The following is a 15,606-nucleotide window of genomic DNA, read 5'->3' as shown; positions in this document are numbered from 1 at the left end:
TCTGACCGATGGCCGAGAAACGCGTCAGCGTCCGCCTCGCGGCCGTGGGCGGACGGCAGGTGCGCGCCGAGCTGGAAGGTGTCGGCGAGGCCGGGGCGCGCGGGTTCGGGCGGCTCAGCCGGGAGATCGAGGTGGCGAACGCCCGGCTCGCGGCCTTCTCGCGGCGGGTCCGGGTCGCGGCCGCAGCCGCCGTCGCCGCCGCTGCGGCTGCTGGCGTGGCGATGATCCGCTCCGGCCTGCAGACCGTCGATGCGCAGGCCAAGCTCGCGCAGTCGCTCGGCACCACCGTCGCCTCGATCCAGACGCTGGAGCGCGCGGGCGAGCTGGCGGGCGTCTCGATGTCCGGCATCGAGCAGGCCACCAAGGATCTGACGCGCCGTCTCAGCCAGGCGGCCGCCGGGACCGGCCCCGCCGCTGATGCGCTGGACCGGCTGGGCCTTTCCGCCACCGACCTGATCGCCCTGCCGCTGGACCAGCGGGTCGGCGCGATCAACGCCGCCATCGAGAGCTTCGTGCCCGCCGCCGAGCGCGCGGCTGTTGCGGGCCAGCTCTTCGGCGAGGAAGGCTCCATCGCGATGTCGCGGATCGACACCGCGACGCTGCGCCAGGCGACCGAGGATGTCCTCGCTTTCGGGGTCGTGGTCTCGGAGCAGGACGCTGACCAGATCGAGCGCACGAACGACGCGATCTCCCGGCTCGGGCTGATCTGGCGCGGGCTGTCGAACCAGCTGGCCGTCGCCGCGGCGCCCGCGCTGCAGGCCGTCGCCAACGCCATGGCGGCGGTCGCCAGCCGCACCGGCCCGCTCGGCATCGCGATCCGCGGCCTCTTCGACAACATCGGCCGCCTGACCACCTATGCCGCGACCTTCGCAGCGTTCCTCGCCGGTCGCTGGGTCGCGGGCATGGCCGCCGCGGCGCTCTCGGTCCGGGGCCTCGCCACGGCGCTGGTCGTCCTGCGAGGGGCGCTGATCCGCACCGGCATCGGGGCGCTCATCGTCGGCGCGGGCGAGCTCGTCTACCAGTTCACCCGCCTCGTGTCCGGTGCGGGTGGGTTTGGCGAAGCGATGTCGCTCCTCAAGGACCTGGCGGTCGAGGTCTGGGAACGGATCAGGATGGGCGCCGCTGCGGCGGGCGCGGCCGCCACGGCGATGTTCTTCGACCTGAAGGCGGACGCAGCCTCGGGCATGCAGAGCGCCATCGAGAGCGTCGTGGCTTTTGGCAACACCGCCGCGAACACCTTCGAAGGCGCCTACGAGGCGATCAAGGCGATCTGGGGTCTGCTGCCCGCCGCCATCGGCGACCTGGCGTTCCAGGCGGCCAACAGCCTGGTCGATGGCGTCGAGGCGATGCTGAACGGCGTGGTCTCGCGCATCAACGGCTTCATCGGCGGCATCAACCAGGGGCTCGAAGCGCTAGGGTCGGAGCGGCGCATCTCGCTGGTGCCGGACCTCGACCTCGGCGAGATCCAGAACCGCTTCGAGGGCGCGGCGACCGCCGCGACCACGGCGGCACAGGCGGCGTTCGACCGGGCCTTCGAGGACAACCCGCTGACCGCGCCCGATCTCGGTCTGACCGAGGCGGCAAATCGGGCGCTCGAGTCCGCGAACCTCTATCGCGGCGCGGCCCGCGATTTGGCGGAAGGCGCCCGCGCGCCGCTCGAAAGCTGGCAGGCGCTGCGGGATGCGGTCCGCGGCACCGACGAGGCCAGCGCGGATGCGCTGACCGAGGCCACCGGCGCGGCCGAGCGGCTGGAGACGGCGCTCGGCGATGCCGGGCGCGCTGCGACAGATGCCGGCGCGGCGGCTGGAGCTGCTGCTGCGGTAGCGGAGCCCGCGACCGACGCGGCCGTCACCGGCTGGCGGGCGGTCACCGCCGCGCTCTCCGACTACGCCACCAAGGCGCGCGAGATCGGCGGCGACATCGGCCAGAGCCTCGTCGGCGCCTTCCAGTCCGCCGAGAACGCGGTGGGCCAGTTCGTGAAGACCGGCAAGCTGAACTTCCGCGACCTCGTCACCTCGCTGCTCGCCGATCTCGCCCAGCTCGCGGCGCGGCGGTTCATCCTCGGGCCGATCGCCAATGCGCTCTCCGGCGTGTTCTCCGGGGCGGGCGGCATCTTCGCCAACGTCCTGCATGCGGGTGGGATGGTCGGATCGGCCGGGCCCTCGCGGATGGTCCCGGCCATGGCCTTCGCCGCAGCGCCCCGGATGCATGGCGGCGGCATGGCCGGGCTTCGCAACGACGAGGTCCCCGCGATCCTGCAGCGCGGCGAGCGGGTGCTGTCGCAGCGCGAGGCGCAGGCCTACGGCGCGGGCGGGGTCAACGTCACCATCATGGCCCGCGACGCCGAGAGCTTCCGCCAGTCGCGCACGCAGGTCGCGGCCGACATTGCCCGCGCCGTGTCACTCGGGCGGAGGGGCATGTGAGTGCGACCCCGCAAGTGGGAACCGGTTGCGGGGGCCAGAGCACGAACCAAGGAGAGACTCGATGGCGTTTCACGAGGTCCGGTTCCCCGCCAACATCAGCCGCGGCGCACGCGGCGGGCCGGAGCGTCGCACGCAGATCGTCGAGCTCGCCTCGGGCGACGAGGAGAGGAACGCCAGCTGGGCCAACTCGCGCCGCCGGTACGATGTCGCCTACGGCATCCGCCGCGCCGACGATCTTGCGGCGGTGGTCGCCTTTTTCGAGGCGCGGAACGGGCGGCTCCATGGCTTCCGCTTCAAGGACTGGGGCGACCACAAGTCCTGCCTGCCGTCTGAGACAACGGGACCGACAGACCAGTCGCTCGGCACCGGCGACGGCGCGAAGACCGCCTTCCAGCTGGTGAAGCACTACACCTCGGGCGCGCAATCATGGACGCGCGCCATTTCCAAGCCGGTGGCGGGAACCGTGCGCATCGCGCTCGGTGGGGTGGAGCAGCTGTCCAGCTGGTCGGTCGACACCGCCACCGGCGTGGTCACCTTCGGCGCCGCGCCGGGCGCGGGCGTCGGCATCACCGCGGGCTTCGAGTTCGACGTGCCCGTCCGCTTCGATACCGACGCGCTCGACGTGACGCTCGACCTCGAGCGGCTCGGCTCGATCACCTCCATTCCGCTTCTGGAGATACGGCGATGAACGACACTGGCAGCTTCGTCGCGGCCGTTCTGCGCGAACTCGCGGCCTCGACCGCCGTGATCCTCGCAGCCTGGGGCGCGCTCGGCGGCGCCACTAACGCGCTGACCACGAAGATGCGGCTGCGCGATGCGCTCCGGCACATCCTGCTCGGTGGGCTGATCGCGGCCGGGATGGGCAGCCTCTCCATGGCCGTGATCACCGCCTGGCTCAGCCTTCCGCCCGAGGCGATCCCCGCGGGCGGGGCTGCGGGCTCGGCCGCCTATCTCGTCGGCGTCTTCGGTCCCGCCTTCATCGAGATGCTGCTCGCCCGCCTGCGCCGCGCCAACGAAGGCGGCGGCGATGAATGAACTTCTCCGCCTCGCGCGCTCCCTCCGCTGCGACCCCGCCGACCCTCGGCAGGCCTTCCGCCACCGCTTGGCGGTAGGCCTCGCCGTCGCGGCACTGATCCTGATCCTCTCGCTTCTCCGGTAATCCCATGCACATGACCGACCGGGGCCTGCTGGCCCTCGTCCGGCACGAAGGACTCGTGCCCGGACCCTATCTCGATGTGAAACAGGTCTGGACCTTTGGCATCGGCCACACGGCCGCGGCCGGGCCGCCCGATCCTGCGACCATGGCCCGCGGCATGCCCGGCGATCTCGATGCCGGGATCCGCGAGGCGTTCCGGGTCTTCCGGGCCGACCTAGCGCGCTATGAGGCCGCCGTCCTGGGCGCCGTGAAGGTGCCGCTGGCGCCGCATGAATTCGATGCGCTGGTCAGCTTCCACTACAACACCGGCGGCATCGCCAAGGCTGCGCTGACCCGCCACCTCAATGCCGGCAATCGCGTTGCAGCCGCCGACGCGTTTCTGAACTGGCGGCGACCGGCCTCCATCATCCCCCGCCGGGAGGCCGAGCGCGACCTGTTCCGCCATGGCCGCTATCCCGGCGGCACGATCCCGGTCTGGTCCGTGGATCGCACGGGCCGGACGGACTTCTCGCGGCCGATCCGTCGCCTGACCGAGGATGAGGCTATGGGCTTGGCTCGCGGGCCGTCGCCGACGCCGCCGTTCCTCAACCCTGCACCCAACGCTCCGACCGGCTGGCTCGCCCGGCTGGCCGCCCTCTTCTCCACCCTGCTCCGGAGGGCTTGATCCTATGCGCTACGTTCGCCCCAACTCGCTCACCTGGTGGGCGGGACTTCTCGCAATGCTCACCGGCATCGCCGCTCTCGCGCTCCCAGCGACCGGGCCGCTCGACGAGCTGTCCCGATTCATCGCTCTGCTCGCTGGCTCAGGCGATGCCTCGCCCGCAGGGCTCATGTTCCTCGGTCTGGGCCTGATCGGCCTGCGCGACCGGATCGAGCGCGGGTTCCGCGGCGATGCTTGAGTTCCTCGCAGGTCTGGTCGTGGGCGGCTTCCTCGGGGTCTTCGTCGTCGCCCTCTGCGTCGCCGCCGCGCACTGGGAGCGGGACGATGTCTGATCTCCTGATCTGGCTGGTGGCGGCTCTGGGCGCGGTCGGGGGCGTCGTGCTCGGCCGGGTCTGGGGCCGCGTGGAAGGGGAACGCGCGGGCAAACGGGAGGCGGAACGCGATGCGATGGAAGACAAGAACAAGCGTATCGAGCGCGGGCGGGATGCGGTTCGTGACGGCCGCGGCGCTGGCGATCCTGCTGACCGGCTGCGCCGCAACGATGGGCGCTGGTGATGCCGGCTGCGCCTCCTACGCCGAGGCGCGACTCGTCCGGCCTCCTGCCCAGACTGTCGGGACGGTGCCACAGGCGTGGGCCGACTGGATCGCAGATCTCGACGATCGCATGACGGGAACCTGCCGATGAAGACCCTCGCTCCCGCCCTGCAGGTCCATCTCGACGACGGCACAACGACGCTCGCCTGGTGCTGGCGGATCGCCCGCGCCGATGGTGCGAGTTTCGGCTTCACCGACCACGACCGGACGCTGCGCTTCGATGGCACGGACTTCGAGCCCGAGAGCGGGCTGACGGCCTCCGAGGTGCGCTCGGGCTCCGACCTGTCGGTCGATGCGCAGGATGCCGAGGGTGTGCTGACCTCGGACCGGATCACCGAGACCGACATTCTCGACGGCCGCTGGGACAACGCGGAGGTCGAGGTCTGGCGGGTGAACTGGGCGGACACGAGCCAGCGCCTGCTGATGCGCCGGGGTGCCATCGGCCAGATCCGGCGCGGGCGCTTGGCCTTCGTCGCAGAGGTCCGCTCGCTCGCCCATGTGCTCGGCCAGACGGTTGGGCGGACGTTCCAGGCGAGCTGCGATGCCGCGCTCGGCGATGCGCGCTGCGGCGTCGATCTGGAGGACCCGGCCTACAAGGGCACCGGCGCGGTGATCGACATGCTGCGCGACCGGGCATTCACCGCCTCGGGGCTCGGCGGGTTTGCCGCAGGCTGGTTCACCTTCGGCACGATTGAGTGGACCAGCGGCGCGAATGCGGGGCGGCGCACCGAGGTGCTGGGCCATGATGTTACCGGTGGCGTCGCGATCCTGACCCTGCTCGAGCCACCGGTGCGCGGGATCGCCGAGGGGGACGGCTTCACTATCCGCGCGGGCTGCGACAAGCGCATCGAGACCTGCGGAGGCAAGTTCGCCAATACCGTCCATTTCCGCGGCTTCCCGCATATCCCGGGCCAGGACACCGTGCTCCGCTACGCCTCGCGCGACGGTGGCCACGACGGGGGTGTGCTGTGATCCCCGCCGATCCCGACCACGTCATCGCCGCGGCCCGCCTATGGCTCGGCACGCCCTATCACGACCAGGCCAGCCTGCGCGGGACGGGCTGCGACTGCCTCGGCCTCGCGCGCGGGGTCTGGCGCGAGGTGGTGGGCCCCGAGCCGTTCCCGATCCCACCCTACAGCAGGGATTGGGGCGAGATGGGCCATCGTGAAGTACTGGCCGAGGGCGCGCGCGCCATGATGATCGAGGTGCCGCCCGCAGAGGCCGGCCCCGGCGCGCTGGTCCTGTTCCGCATGATGCCGCGGGCCATCGCCAAGCATGTCGGGATCCTGACCGGCCCCGGCAGATTCCTCCACGCCTATGAGCGCCTCGGCGTCATCGAGCAGCCGCTCACCCAACCCTGGCGGCGGCGCATCGCTTTCGCCTTCCTGTTTCCCGACGAGGTCTGATCTGTGGCAACGCTTGTCCTCGGCGCGGCCGGCACTGCCATTGGCGGCAGCATCGGCGGCAGCATCCTCGGCGTCAGCGCCGCGACGATCGGCGGCTTTGTCGGATCGGCCGTCGGCTCCGCCGTTGACAGCTGGATTGTTTCTTCGCTCGCGCCAGCGCAGCGGATCGAGGGGCCGCGGCTCGACAGTCTGCGGATCACGTCCTCGACCGAGAGCGCGGTGATCCCGCGGCTCTTTGGGCGCATGCGCATCGGCGGCAATATCATCTGGGCGACGGATTTCCGCGAGGAGAGCAAGACCACCACGCAAGGCGGCGGCAAGGGCGGCGGGGGCGGCAAGGTCAAGACCACCGAGTATCTCTACTATGCCAGCTTCGCGGTCGCGCTCTGCGAAGGCCCGATCACCGGGATCGGGCGCATCTGGGCGGATGGCAAACTGCTCGACACGACCGGCGTCACCTGGCGCTGGTATCCGGGTGACGAGGCGCAGAGCCCCGATCCGTTCATTGCCGCGAAGACGGGGGCTTTGAGCACACCCGCGTATCGCGGCACCGCCTATGTCGTGTTCGAGGAACTGCCGCTGGCCGATTTCGGCAACCGCATCCCGCAGCTCTCCTTCGAGGTGTTCGCACCCGTCGCCGATCCCGACACCGCCGAGGGGCTGACGCGCGCCGTCACCATGATCCCGGCCTCGGGCGAGTTCGTCTATGCGACGGACGGCATCCGCAAGGGACGGGCGGGCAATCAGGGCGCGGAGAACCTCATCGCGCTCTCGGACACTGCCGACATGGTGGTGGCGCTCGACCGGTTGCAGGCCAGCGCGCCACATGTCGAGAGCGTCAGCCTGGTGGTGGCGTGGTTTGGCAATGATCTGCGCGCGGGGAATTGTCAGATCGCGCCCGGTGTCGAGCTGGCCTCCAAGGTCACGAGTCCGCAGACATGGATCGTGAACGGCGTCACCCGCGCCGCGGCGCATCTCGTGAGCACGGATGACGAAGGCCGGCCCAGTTTCGGCGGCACGCCAGCAGACTTCGCGGTCGTGCAGGCGATCCAGGAGATGAAGGCGCGCGGGCTGCGCGTCACCCTCTCACCCTTCATCCTGATGGATGTGCCGCCCGGCAACGCGCTGCCCAACCCCTACAGCGACAACGCCGCCGAGACAGGCCAGCCGGTCTTCCCGTGGCGGGGGCGGATCACCTGTTCGCCTGCGGCAGGATTCGCCGGCAGCGTCGACAAGACCGCCGCCGCGGCAAGCCAGGTTGCTGCCTTCTTCGGCGCCGCCAGCCCGGCTGATTTCACCGTCTCGGGCGAGAGCGTCAGCTGGACCGGCGCCGCCGGCGACTGGGGCCTGCGGCGTATGGTGCTGCACTACGCCCATCTCTGCGCGGTGGCGGGTGGAGTCGATGCCTTCCTGATCGGCTCCGAGATGCGCGAGCTGACGACCATCCGGTCGGATGCCAGCACCTATCCGGCGGTGCAGGCCTATCGGGATCTGCTCGCGGATGTGCGCTCGATCCTCGGGGCCGGGACGAAGATCAGCTATGCGGCCGACTGGTCGGAATATTTCGGGCACCAGCCCGGCGATGGCAGCGGCGACGTTTTCTTCCATCTCGACCCGCTCTGGGCCGATCCGGAGATCGATTTTATCGGCATCGACAACTACATGCCGCTGTCGGACTGGCGGGACGGGTTTGAGCATCTCGATGCGCTGGACGGCAGCCCCGCGATCTACGACCACGCTTATTTGCAATCCAACATCGCCGGGGGCGAGGGGTTTGAGTGGTTCTACGCGTCCGATGCCGACCGATCCGCGCAGGTGCGGACCCCCATCACGGATGGGGCGGCACCATCCGCCTTCGACCCGGCGACCGAGTTTGCTGGCGCATCTCAGGGCGTCTGGTTCGATCCTTCGGACATGGGGACACTCTGGCAGGATGTCGACGGCACGGTTCCGGTCACCGGCCCGGGGCAGAAGGTTGCGCGCATCGACGACAAGAGCGGCAATGGTCACCACGCAATTCAGCCCGACCTGGCGCTCAGGCCGGTGCTCATGCGGGAGAACGCCGCCGCCTTCCTCGACTTCACGGGGGGCGCGTTCGTGCATTTCGACATGACCGGCGTCTATTCCTCGACGGTCTCTCTCGCTGGTGGCCAGTTCAAGGATCATGCGACATGGGCCGCACTTCGCTCCCACGAAGGTGTGCTGGGCTTTTATACCGGCCTGTCCAGTCCCGCGAATGCAGGAATTACCAGCGATATGGGTGGCGACATCACCGTGGACGGCGCGCCCGTCGCGAACGAGCGCAACGCCCTGCATGCCGCCATCTTTCAGCGCCACAGTGTCATCGCATCTGAAGGCAACACCGTGCTTTGGCGCCTCAACGTCCCCCGGGCCACCTTCGGGAAATACGGCACGGTCACACCCGGCCACTACCGCATGTATGGCCATATCGAGGTGGAGCGCCCCTCCTTTGCCGATTTCGACGGGCTGGTGGAATGGTTGCGCCAGAAGATGGCCCCGCCCAAGCCATGGGTCTTCCGCAGCAAGGATCTGCGCGCCTGGTGGTCGAACCCGCACTATAACCGCCCGGGCGGGATCGAGAGCGCGACGCCGACGGCGTGGACGCCGCAGTCGAAGCCGATCTGGTTCACCGAGCTCGGCTGTCCCGCCATCGACCGGGGCACGAACCAGCCGAACGTCTTCTTCGACCCGAAATCGTCGGAGAGCTTCACGCCGTACTTCTCCCGCGGCTGGCGCGACGATGCCATCCAGCGGGCCTATCTCGAGGCGACATATCTCTGGTGGGGCGAGACGGCGAACAACCCGGTGTCGTCGGTCTATGGCGGTCGCATGGTGCATGTCCCCGAATGTGCCGCCTGGACCTGGGACGCGCGGCCCTATCCGTTCTTTCCGGCGCTGACCGACGTCTGGACCGACGGCGGGAACTGGCGGCTCGGCCACTGGCTGACGGGCCGCCTCGGGGCGGTGTCGCTGGCGGCGCTCGTGCGGCACCTCTGCCTGCGCGCGGGGCTCCCCGAGGACCGCATCGACGTCACCGGTCTCTGGGGCGCGGTGGAGGGCTACGCCATCACCGCGCTGGAAAGCCCGCGCGCCTCGATCACGACGCTGTCGCGCCACTTCGGCTTCGATGCGGTCGAGACGGAAGGCGTGATCCGCTTTGTCATGCGCGGCCGGGCCTCCGTCGCCACCCTCTCACCTGACGATCTGGTGGCCGCCCGCGAGGGCGACATCCTCGAGCTGACCCGCGCGCAGGAGACCGAGCTGCCGCAGGCCCTGAAATGGCGGGTTGCCCGCGCGGACGAGGATTACGACGCGGCCCTCGTCGAGGCGCGGCGCATCACCGTGGACACGACCCGGATTGCTTCCGAGAGCTTCCCGATGGCGGTGCCCCCGGAGGAGGCCGAGCGGCGCTGCCGCCGCGCGCTGATGGAGGCCTGGGTGGGGCGCGAGACGGCGGCGTTCCGTCTTCCGCCCTCGCGCCTCGCGCTCGATCCGGCCGATGCGATCCGGCTCGCCCATGACGGGCGGTTGGTCGATCTGCGGCTCGTCTCCATCGCCGATGCCGAGGCGCGCGGCGTCGAAGCCGTCCGCCAGGATCGGGCGAGTTACGACCTGCCGCCCAGCGATCCACGCGCGGCATCGCTGGCTCGGGCCGTGGTGTTCGGCGCGCCGGACGCGGTGCTGATGGACCTGCCGCAGCTGACCGAGGACCAGCCCGCGCATCGGCCGCTGGTCGCCGCTCACGCGGTTCCCTGGCCCGGCGAGATGGCGGTGTTCCGCAGCCCCTCGACCGACGGCTTCGATCTGCTGACCTCGTTCGGCAGCCGCGCCCGGATCGGCATGCTGGTCTCGGACTTCTATGCTGGCCCCACCTCGCGCTTCGATCTCGGCAATGCGCTGGTGGTCGATCTGCTCACCGGCACGCTGGAAAGCGTCACCGACCTGACGCTGTTCGGCGGCGCCAATGCGCTCGCCATCGAGAGTGCGCCCGGCGTCTGGGAGATCGTCCAGGCGGGCGCGGCGGAGCTTCTGGCGCCCGGCAGGTATCGGCTGACACGTCTCCTGCGCGGCCAGCGCGGCACCGAGGGAGCCATGGGCAATCCGACGCCCGCTGGCGCGCGGGTGGTGGTGCTCGACGACAGCCTCGCAACGCTGCCGATCGCCGAGGCCGACCTTGGGATCCCGTGGAACTGGCGCATCGGCCCGGCCAGCCGTTCGGTCAGCGACGAGACCTATGTCGCGCAATCCTTCACGCCTCAGGGCGTGGGGCTGCGGCCGTGCTCGGTCGCCCATGTCCAGCAGCCATGGCGCAAGCCGCGCACGCCAGGTGATCTGACCATCCGCTGGACGCGCCGGTCCCGTGCGCTCGCGGCCGACAACTGGGGCGGGCTCGAGGTACCGCTCGGAGAGGAGCTCGAAGCCTACGAGGTCGAGATCCTCGACGGCGCGACCGTGAAGCGGGTGCTGTCCACCGCCACCACCAGCGTGGTCTACACCGCTGCCCAGCAGACCGCCGACTGGGGCGGGCCGCTCGCCCCTGGCGACACGCTCGACGTCCGCATCTTCCAGCTCTCCGCCCTCGTGGGGCGGGGCGCGCCGAAAACCGTCACGCTGAGCTTCTGAGGCCGCGCAATGAGTTCTGGCCGGCCGCGCGCTCTGCGGCGTAAGCTCGGGACATGCGCCCCGAGGACGAAGACCGGATTGCCGCCAAGCTTGCCAGAGTGATGGCCGTTGCCTGCGTGCGAAACACGCAGCTCGAGACCCTGCATGCCGGCCTCACGCCCGTTTCGCACACGGGTGATGGCAGCGACGTCATCGTGGAGGACGCCGCGGGCCGACGCATACCTTGGTCCGAGGTCTCGCGGATCGATGACGACGAGATGCGCGCGTTGATGCGCGAGATCGTGGATCGGCTCTACACCTTCCATCTGCGGATCGACGATCCGGCTTTCCGGGCCGAGATCGATCGCTGGGCCGCGATGACCGCGAAGTGGGACGCGCCGAAGCCCGACCCGGTTCTGTCGGCCATTCCGGCGGAGACGCCCGAGCGCGAGTAGCCCGCCACCTCTCTTCGCCGCGCCTTAATCCGTCGCCTGCCATGCAGGCGGCTTTTTTCGTTCTGGAGACCGCCCATGTCCGACGCCACGACCCATCTCCTGCTGCCCTATATCCTGGCGGCGCAGGCCCAGAAGCACGTCACCCACAACGAGGCGCTGCGGATCCTCGACGGGCTCGTCCAGCTCTCGGTGCTCGACCGAGATCTGGCAGCACCCCCAGCGAGCCCCACCGACGGCGACCGCTACATCGTCGCCTCGGGCGCGACTGGCGACTGGGCGGGCTGGGACCTGAACGTCGCGCTCTGGACGGACGGCGCCTGGCTGCGCCTGCCGCCCCGGACCGGCTGGCGGGCTTGGGTCGAGGACGAGAGCCTGCTGCTGGTCTACGATGGCGCGGGCTGGATCGTGACCACACCGGCGGCGCTGCAGAACCTCACTCTGCTGGGCCTCGGCACCACAGCCGATGCGTCGAACCCGTTCTCGGCCAAGCTGAACGCCGCGCTCTGGACCGCCAGGACCTTGGCCGAGGGCGGCTCCGGCGATCTCTTCTACACGATGAACAAGGAGGCCGCGGACGACGATCTCGGTCTGACCCTGCAGACCGGCTTCGTGACCAAGGCGCTGGTCGGGCTGTTCGGCTCGGACAGGTTCCGCCTCGCGGTCTCGGCCGACGGCAGCACCTTCTTTGACGGGCTCAGCGTCGACAACGCCAACGGCATCGTCGACCAGCCCCGGCTTCCCCGGTTCAAGGCGTACACCAACTACGACAACTACGTGGGCGTCGGGACCTGGACGAAGATCGGCCTCAACAACACCGACTACAACGACCAAGGCGCCTTCGACGCCGCGAACAACCATTTCGTCGCGCCCGTCGACGGCACCTACCTCTTCGGCGCGACGCTGCTCTACAAGATCAATGCCAGCGCCACGGCCCGCATGCGCGGGCGGCTGGTCCTGAACGGCACCACCGAAATCCGCGGCTCCCTCGGCGAAATCTCCGCCACCCACGTCTCGCTCGCCACCGCGATCTGGCTGCAGACCATGGTGCCCGTAACCGCAGGCGATACCGTCGAGTTGCAGGGGTACTTCCGTGTTGCGGACGGCTACTTCGCGGCCGACCACACGTCCTTCTGGGGCTGCAAGATCGGCTGAGCGGCGGGAGGAGGCTCCGATGACACCACCCCGATCCGAGGGCTACGTCCGCATGCCCGACGCCGAGTTCGAGGCGATCCTGACCCGCGCGGCCGAGGAAGGCGCGAAGCGCGCGCTCGCCGATGTCGGCCTCGACGGCGAAGAGGCCGCGCTCGACATCCGCGATCTGCGCTCGCTCGTCGACTGCATCCGGCTCGTGCGGCGCACCGCGACGCAGACGGCCGTCCGCATGATCACGACCGGCGTCATGCTGGCGCTGCTCGCGGGCATCGCCATCAAGCTGAAGATCTTCGGCAGCGGCCCGTAGCCGCTCACCATTCCCCATTCATCAGCCCGCAATGACCCGCTCTCGAGGCGGGGTGAGCCGTGGTCTGCCTGACAGGCAGACGGGAAGGTCCAGTGGACCTTCCCGAGCGGCGAACGCGCCGAGCCCTGCGAGGGGCCGGAAACTCGTTTTGGAGGACCCACATGACCACGAGCTTCTACGACCATTGGCGCGACGTACCCGAGAGCGGCTGGCGCTGGCCGAACTTCTCACCCGCCGAGATCGCGTGCCGGGGCACCGACAAGCTGCTGGTCAACGAACCCGCGCTCGACAAGCTGCAGGCGCTGCGCGACCGGCTCGGCAAGCCGCTGATCGTCCGGTCCGCCTATCGAAGCCCCGAGCACAACCGCGCCGTCGGCGGCGCCACCCGGTCGAAGCATCTGGACGGCGCCGCCTTCGACATCGCCATGGCGAACCACGACCCGGTGGCCTTCGAGGCGGCAGCCCGCGAGGTTGGGTTCCTCGGCTTCGGTTTCTATCCGCGCTCGGGCTTCATGCACGTCGACCTCGGCCCCGTGCGCCAGTGGGGCGAGCGGTTCCCGGTGCGGGCGACGGCATTTGCAGCGGAGACGCCGCCCGCGCGCGAGGTGCTGGCCGACAGCCGCACCATGAAGGGCGGTGGCACGGCTGGCGTGGCAACGCTGGGCGCAGCTGGGGTCGAGGTCGCGCAGAGCGTCCTGGCAGAGACCCAATCTGCCATCCTGCCGCTTGTGCCGTATCTCGACACCCTGCGATGGGTGTTCATCCTTGTGGCGCTCGGCGGCATCGCGGTCACGATCTACGCCCGCCTCGACGACTGGCGCCGGGGGCGGCGATGATTGCTGGACTCTTGGCCACGCTCGCCGGATCTGCGTGGGCGCGCGCGGCGCTCCGCTACGGCGTCATCGCCCTGGCGATCCTTCTGTTCCTGCTGGCACTGCGCCGCTCCGGGGAGCGGGCCGGCCGGCTGGCCGAGCAACTCGAGACCACGGAGAGAAGCCATGACGCGCAACGACGGATGCTCGATGCGGCGGCGCGTCGCCCTCGGTCTCGCGATGATCTGGCTGAGCGGCTGCGCGACGGGCGCTTCTGATGGGAGCAGGCTCGGTGCCTGTCCGCCGGTCGTCGAGTACAGCCGGGAGTTTCAGGCGCGGGCGGCCGATGAACTGGCTCTCCTGCCGGAGAACTCGGCGGTAGCGGATATGATGGCCGATTATGCCGTGATGCGGGCGCAGGCGCGCAGTTGTGCGCCGCACCCAGCCTCATGACCCTGAACGGCCGCCGACCCGCAGCGCGAGGATCGTCGCGACGGCGTGAAAGACTGTCGCCGTCAGCACCACGACCAGGAATGCCGCGAGCAAGGCTCCCGAAGGCGCGAAGGTGGCCACCAGGTCGAGGATGAGGTGTCTCGACCACCAGATCGCCAGTGCGGACACGACCCCCGATGCGACCAGGACCGTGCTCGACCCCACCGAGGGTCCGCGCAGGAAGCCGCGCAGACGGCCCGTCCGAAACAGCAGCGCCGCGTAGAGCGTAAGCCCGACCGACGTCGCCAGTGCGAGACCGGCGGCCCCGAGCCATGGCGCGAGGGCGATCTTGAGCGCGATGTTGACGAGGCTCGCCGTGACGAGCAGCCGAAGCGGTGTGCGTGTATCCCCACGACCGTGGAACCCGGCGACGAGCGAACGAAGCGCAAGTGCCGGGGCCAGACCGAGGGCGTAGGCCGCGAGGATGGCCGCAGATGCTTCGGCCGCCGCAAGATCGAAGGCGCCCCGGACGAAGAGAATGCGGATGGCCCAGTCGCCGAGCGTCGCCATCATCACCGCGACCGGCACGCCCACGACGAGACAGATCAGGAGCGCCCGGTCGAGCACGCGGCGCATGCCGTCCTCGTCACCGAGGCCCGCGCGGCGCCCGATGTCGGGCAGGATGACGGTGCCGAGTGCGACGCCGATCAGGCCGATGGGCAGCTGGTAGAGCCGGTCGGCGTAGTAGAGATGCGAGAGCGATCCGGCGGGCAGGAAGGTGGCGATGATCGTGTCAGCGAAAATCGCCACCTGCAGCGCGCCGGAGGTCAGGATCGCGGGGCCGAGTCGCCGGAACACCAGCCGGGTATCGGGCGACAGGCCCAGCCGAGGACGCGGCAGGGGCAGGCCGGCGCGCCACGCGGCCCCGACCAGCAGCGCGACCTGCGCCACGCCCGACGCCATGACACCCCAGGCTGCGGCATGGGCGGCACTGGGGAAGGATGCGGCCATCAGCAGCGCGCCGATCATGAAGAGGTTCAGCAAGATCGGGGCAGCGGCCGGTGCGGCGAAGCGGTCGCGCCCGTTCAGCAGGGCCGCGAGGAAGGCCACCAGCGACATGCAGAGCAGGTAGGGAAACGTGATCCGCGTGAGCGTGACGACGAGCGGCCAGGTCTCGTCGGCGGGCGACAGGCCCGGCGCAAGCACGGCCAGCATCCAGCCGGTCGCCCCCAGCGCCAGCGCCAGAAGCACAAGGTTGGCGAGCGTTAGCCAGCCGAGAGTCTCCGCGCCGAGGCGCGTGCTGTCGCGCCCGCCTGCGTCGGCCGCAGCCCATGTCGGCAGGAAAGCGGCGTTGAAGGCGCCCTCGGCCAGGATCGCCCGGAAATGGTTCGGCAGGCGGAAGGCCAGCATGAAGGCGTCCGCCACCGGCCCGGCGCCAAGGGTCGCGGCCAGCACGACGTCGCGCAGGAATCCGAAGATCCTGCTTGCCAGCGTGAGACCTGAGACGGTGCCGAGCTTGCGCAGCATGGGTCGCGCACATCCCTGAGGCGGAGCGACCCGAAGGGCGCGTCCCGAATGCGCGTCC

The 15,606-nt window shown here is 70.0% G+C and carries 16 protein-coding genes; 15 read left to right on the top strand and 1 reads right to left on the bottom strand.

Features of this window, described 5'->3' with window-relative positions; genetic code table 11:
• Positions 1 to 8: 8 nt before the first annotated feature.
• The 15 genes from ACSSVQ_RS08515 (at position 9) to ACSSVQ_RS08445 (ending at position 13,867) form a co-directional block, all read left to right on the top strand.
• Complete coding sequence (locus ACSSVQ_RS08515) at positions 9 to 2,423, top strand: phage tail tape measure C-terminal domain-containing protein (protein ID WP_454182283.1); 2,415 nt, start codon at positions 9 to 11, stop codon at positions 2,421 to 2,423.
• A gap of 61 nt (positions 2,424 to 2,484) precedes the next feature.
• Positions 2,485 to 3,111, top strand: coding sequence for a phage distal tail protein, Rcc01695 family (locus ACSSVQ_RS08510; RefSeq protein WP_454182281.1), 627 nt, complete (start codon positions 2,485 to 2,487; stop codon positions 3,109 to 3,111).
• A complete protein-coding gene (locus ACSSVQ_RS08505; RefSeq protein ID WP_028031152.1) occupies positions 3,108 to 3,458 on the top strand; it encodes a hypothetical protein in 351 nt (116 codons plus the stop codon). The genes ACSSVQ_RS08510 and ACSSVQ_RS08505 overlap by 4 nt, the downstream gene beginning before the upstream one ends.
• The gene (locus tag ACSSVQ_RS08500) at positions 3,451 to 3,582 is read left to right on the top strand and encodes a hypothetical protein (protein WP_454182279.1); all 132 of its coding nucleotides are present in this window, start codon (positions 3,451 to 3,453) and stop codon (positions 3,580 to 3,582) included. The genes ACSSVQ_RS08505 and ACSSVQ_RS08500 overlap by 8 nt, the downstream gene beginning before the upstream one ends.
• 4 nt (positions 3,583 to 3,586) lie before the next feature.
• Positions 3,587 to 4,243 carry a lysozyme gene (locus ACSSVQ_RS08495; protein WP_454182277.1) on the top strand — a complete coding sequence of 219 codons (657 nt, stop codon included), beginning with the start codon at positions 3,587 to 3,589 and terminating at the stop codon, positions 4,241 to 4,243.
• 4 nt (positions 4,244 to 4,247) lie between these two features.
• Positions 4,248 to 4,478 carry a hypothetical protein gene (locus tag ACSSVQ_RS08490; RefSeq protein WP_454182275.1) on the top strand — a complete coding sequence of 77 codons (231 nt, stop codon included), beginning with the start codon at positions 4,248 to 4,250 and terminating at the stop codon, positions 4,476 to 4,478.
• A gap of 86 nt (positions 4,479 to 4,564) precedes the next feature.
• On the top strand, positions 4,565 to 4,795 hold the full coding sequence (locus ACSSVQ_RS08485; RefSeq protein WP_454182274.1) for a hypothetical protein: 231 nt from the start codon (positions 4,565 to 4,567) through the stop codon (positions 4,793 to 4,795).
• 126 nt (positions 4,796 to 4,921) lie between these two features.
• A complete protein-coding gene (locus tag ACSSVQ_RS08480) occupies positions 4,922 to 5,806 on the top strand; it encodes a DUF2163 domain-containing protein (RefSeq protein ID WP_454182272.1) in 885 nt (294 codons plus the stop codon).
• Positions 5,803 to 6,240: an NlpC/P60 family protein gene (locus tag ACSSVQ_RS08475; RefSeq protein WP_454182270.1), complete on the top strand. Its 438-nt coding sequence runs from the start codon at positions 5,803 to 5,805 to the stop codon at positions 6,238 to 6,240. The genes ACSSVQ_RS08480 and ACSSVQ_RS08475 overlap by 4 nt, the downstream gene beginning before the upstream one ends.
• Before the next feature lie 3 nt (positions 6,241 to 6,243).
• Positions 6,244 to 10,884 carry a baseplate multidomain protein megatron gene (locus ACSSVQ_RS08470; protein ID WP_454182268.1) on the top strand — a complete coding sequence of 1,547 codons (4,641 nt, stop codon included), beginning with the start codon at positions 6,244 to 6,246 and terminating at the stop codon, positions 10,882 to 10,884.
• A 53-nt stretch (positions 10,885 to 10,937) separates the two neighbouring features.
• Positions 10,938 to 11,318, top strand: coding sequence for a hypothetical protein (locus ACSSVQ_RS08465; RefSeq protein WP_454182267.1), 381 nt, complete (start codon positions 10,938 to 10,940; stop codon positions 11,316 to 11,318).
• Between the two features lie 75 nt (positions 11,319 to 11,393).
• Positions 11,394 to 12,470: a DUF2793 domain-containing protein gene (locus tag ACSSVQ_RS08460; RefSeq protein ID WP_454182266.1), complete on the top strand. Its 1,077-nt coding sequence runs from the start codon at positions 11,394 to 11,396 to the stop codon at positions 12,468 to 12,470.
• 52 nt (positions 12,471 to 12,522) lie between these two features.
• On the top strand, positions 12,523 to 12,777 hold the full coding sequence (locus ACSSVQ_RS08455) for a DUF6127 family protein (protein WP_454182264.1): 255 nt from the start codon (positions 12,523 to 12,525) through the stop codon (positions 12,775 to 12,777).
• Between the two features lie 161 nt (positions 12,778 to 12,938).
• On the top strand, positions 12,939 to 13,613 hold the full coding sequence (locus ACSSVQ_RS08450; protein ID WP_454182263.1) for a YcbK family protein: 675 nt from the start codon (positions 12,939 to 12,941) through the stop codon (positions 13,611 to 13,613).
• The gene (locus ACSSVQ_RS08445) at positions 13,610 to 13,867 is read left to right on the top strand and encodes a hypothetical protein (protein ID WP_454182261.1); all 258 of its coding nucleotides are present in this window, start codon (positions 13,610 to 13,612) and stop codon (positions 13,865 to 13,867) included. The genes ACSSVQ_RS08450 and ACSSVQ_RS08445 overlap by 4 nt, the downstream gene beginning before the upstream one ends.
• A 169-nt stretch (positions 13,868 to 14,036) precedes the next feature.
• On the opposite strand, the gene murJ is transcribed toward ACSSVQ_RS08445, so the two are convergent.
• Positions 14,037 to 15,548: a murein biosynthesis integral membrane protein MurJ gene (murJ, locus tag ACSSVQ_RS08440; protein ID WP_454182260.1), complete on the bottom strand. Its 1,512-nt coding sequence runs from the start codon at positions 15,546 to 15,548 to the stop codon at positions 14,037 to 14,039.
• Positions 15,549 to 15,606: the final 58 nt, after the last annotated feature.

This window comes from Parvibaculum sp. MBR-TMA-1.3b-4.2 (assembly GCF_053628815.1).
Note: the sequence above shows the minus strand (reverse complement) of the source record. Positions and strands in the feature narration are given on the sequence as shown.

Coding starts and splice junctions, on each gene's coding strand:
- ACSSVQ_RS08515 (WP_454182283.1), top strand. CDS start 9: ATGGCCGAGAAACGCGTCAGCGTCCGCCTCGCGGCCGTGGGCGGACGG.
- ACSSVQ_RS08510 (WP_454182281.1), top strand. CDS start 2,485: ATGGCGTTTCACGAGGTCCGGTTCCCCGCCAACATCAGCCGCGGCGCA.
- ACSSVQ_RS08505 (WP_028031152.1), top strand. CDS start 3,108: ATGAACGACACTGGCAGCTTCGTCGCGGCCGTTCTGCGCGAACTCGCG.
- ACSSVQ_RS08500 (WP_454182279.1), top strand. CDS start 3,451: ATGAATGAACTTCTCCGCCTCGCGCGCTCCCTCCGCTGCGACCCCGCC.
- ACSSVQ_RS08495 (WP_454182277.1), top strand. CDS start 3,587: ATGCACATGACCGACCGGGGCCTGCTGGCCCTCGTCCGGCACGAAGGA.
- ACSSVQ_RS08490 (WP_454182275.1), top strand. CDS start 4,248: ATGCGCTACGTTCGCCCCAACTCGCTCACCTGGTGGGCGGGACTTCTC.
- ACSSVQ_RS08485 (WP_454182274.1), top strand. CDS start 4,565: ATGTCTGATCTCCTGATCTGGCTGGTGGCGGCTCTGGGCGCGGTCGGG.
- ACSSVQ_RS08480 (WP_454182272.1), top strand. CDS start 4,922: ATGAAGACCCTCGCTCCCGCCCTGCAGGTCCATCTCGACGACGGCACA.
- ACSSVQ_RS08465 (WP_454182267.1), top strand. CDS start 10,938: ATGCGCCCCGAGGACGAAGACCGGATTGCCGCCAAGCTTGCCAGAGTG.
- ACSSVQ_RS08460 (WP_454182266.1), top strand. CDS start 11,394: ATGTCCGACGCCACGACCCATCTCCTGCTGCCCTATATCCTGGCGGCG.
- ACSSVQ_RS08455 (WP_454182264.1), top strand. CDS start 12,523: ATGCCCGACGCCGAGTTCGAGGCGATCCTGACCCGCGCGGCCGAGGAA.
- ACSSVQ_RS08450 (WP_454182263.1), top strand. CDS start 12,939: ATGACCACGAGCTTCTACGACCATTGGCGCGACGTACCCGAGAGCGGC.
- ACSSVQ_RS08445 (WP_454182261.1), top strand. CDS start 13,610: ATGATTGCTGGACTCTTGGCCACGCTCGCCGGATCTGCGTGGGCGCGC.
- murJ (WP_454182260.1), bottom strand. CDS start 15,548: ATGCTGCGCAAGCTCGGCACCGTCTCAGGTCTCACGCTGGCAAGCAGG.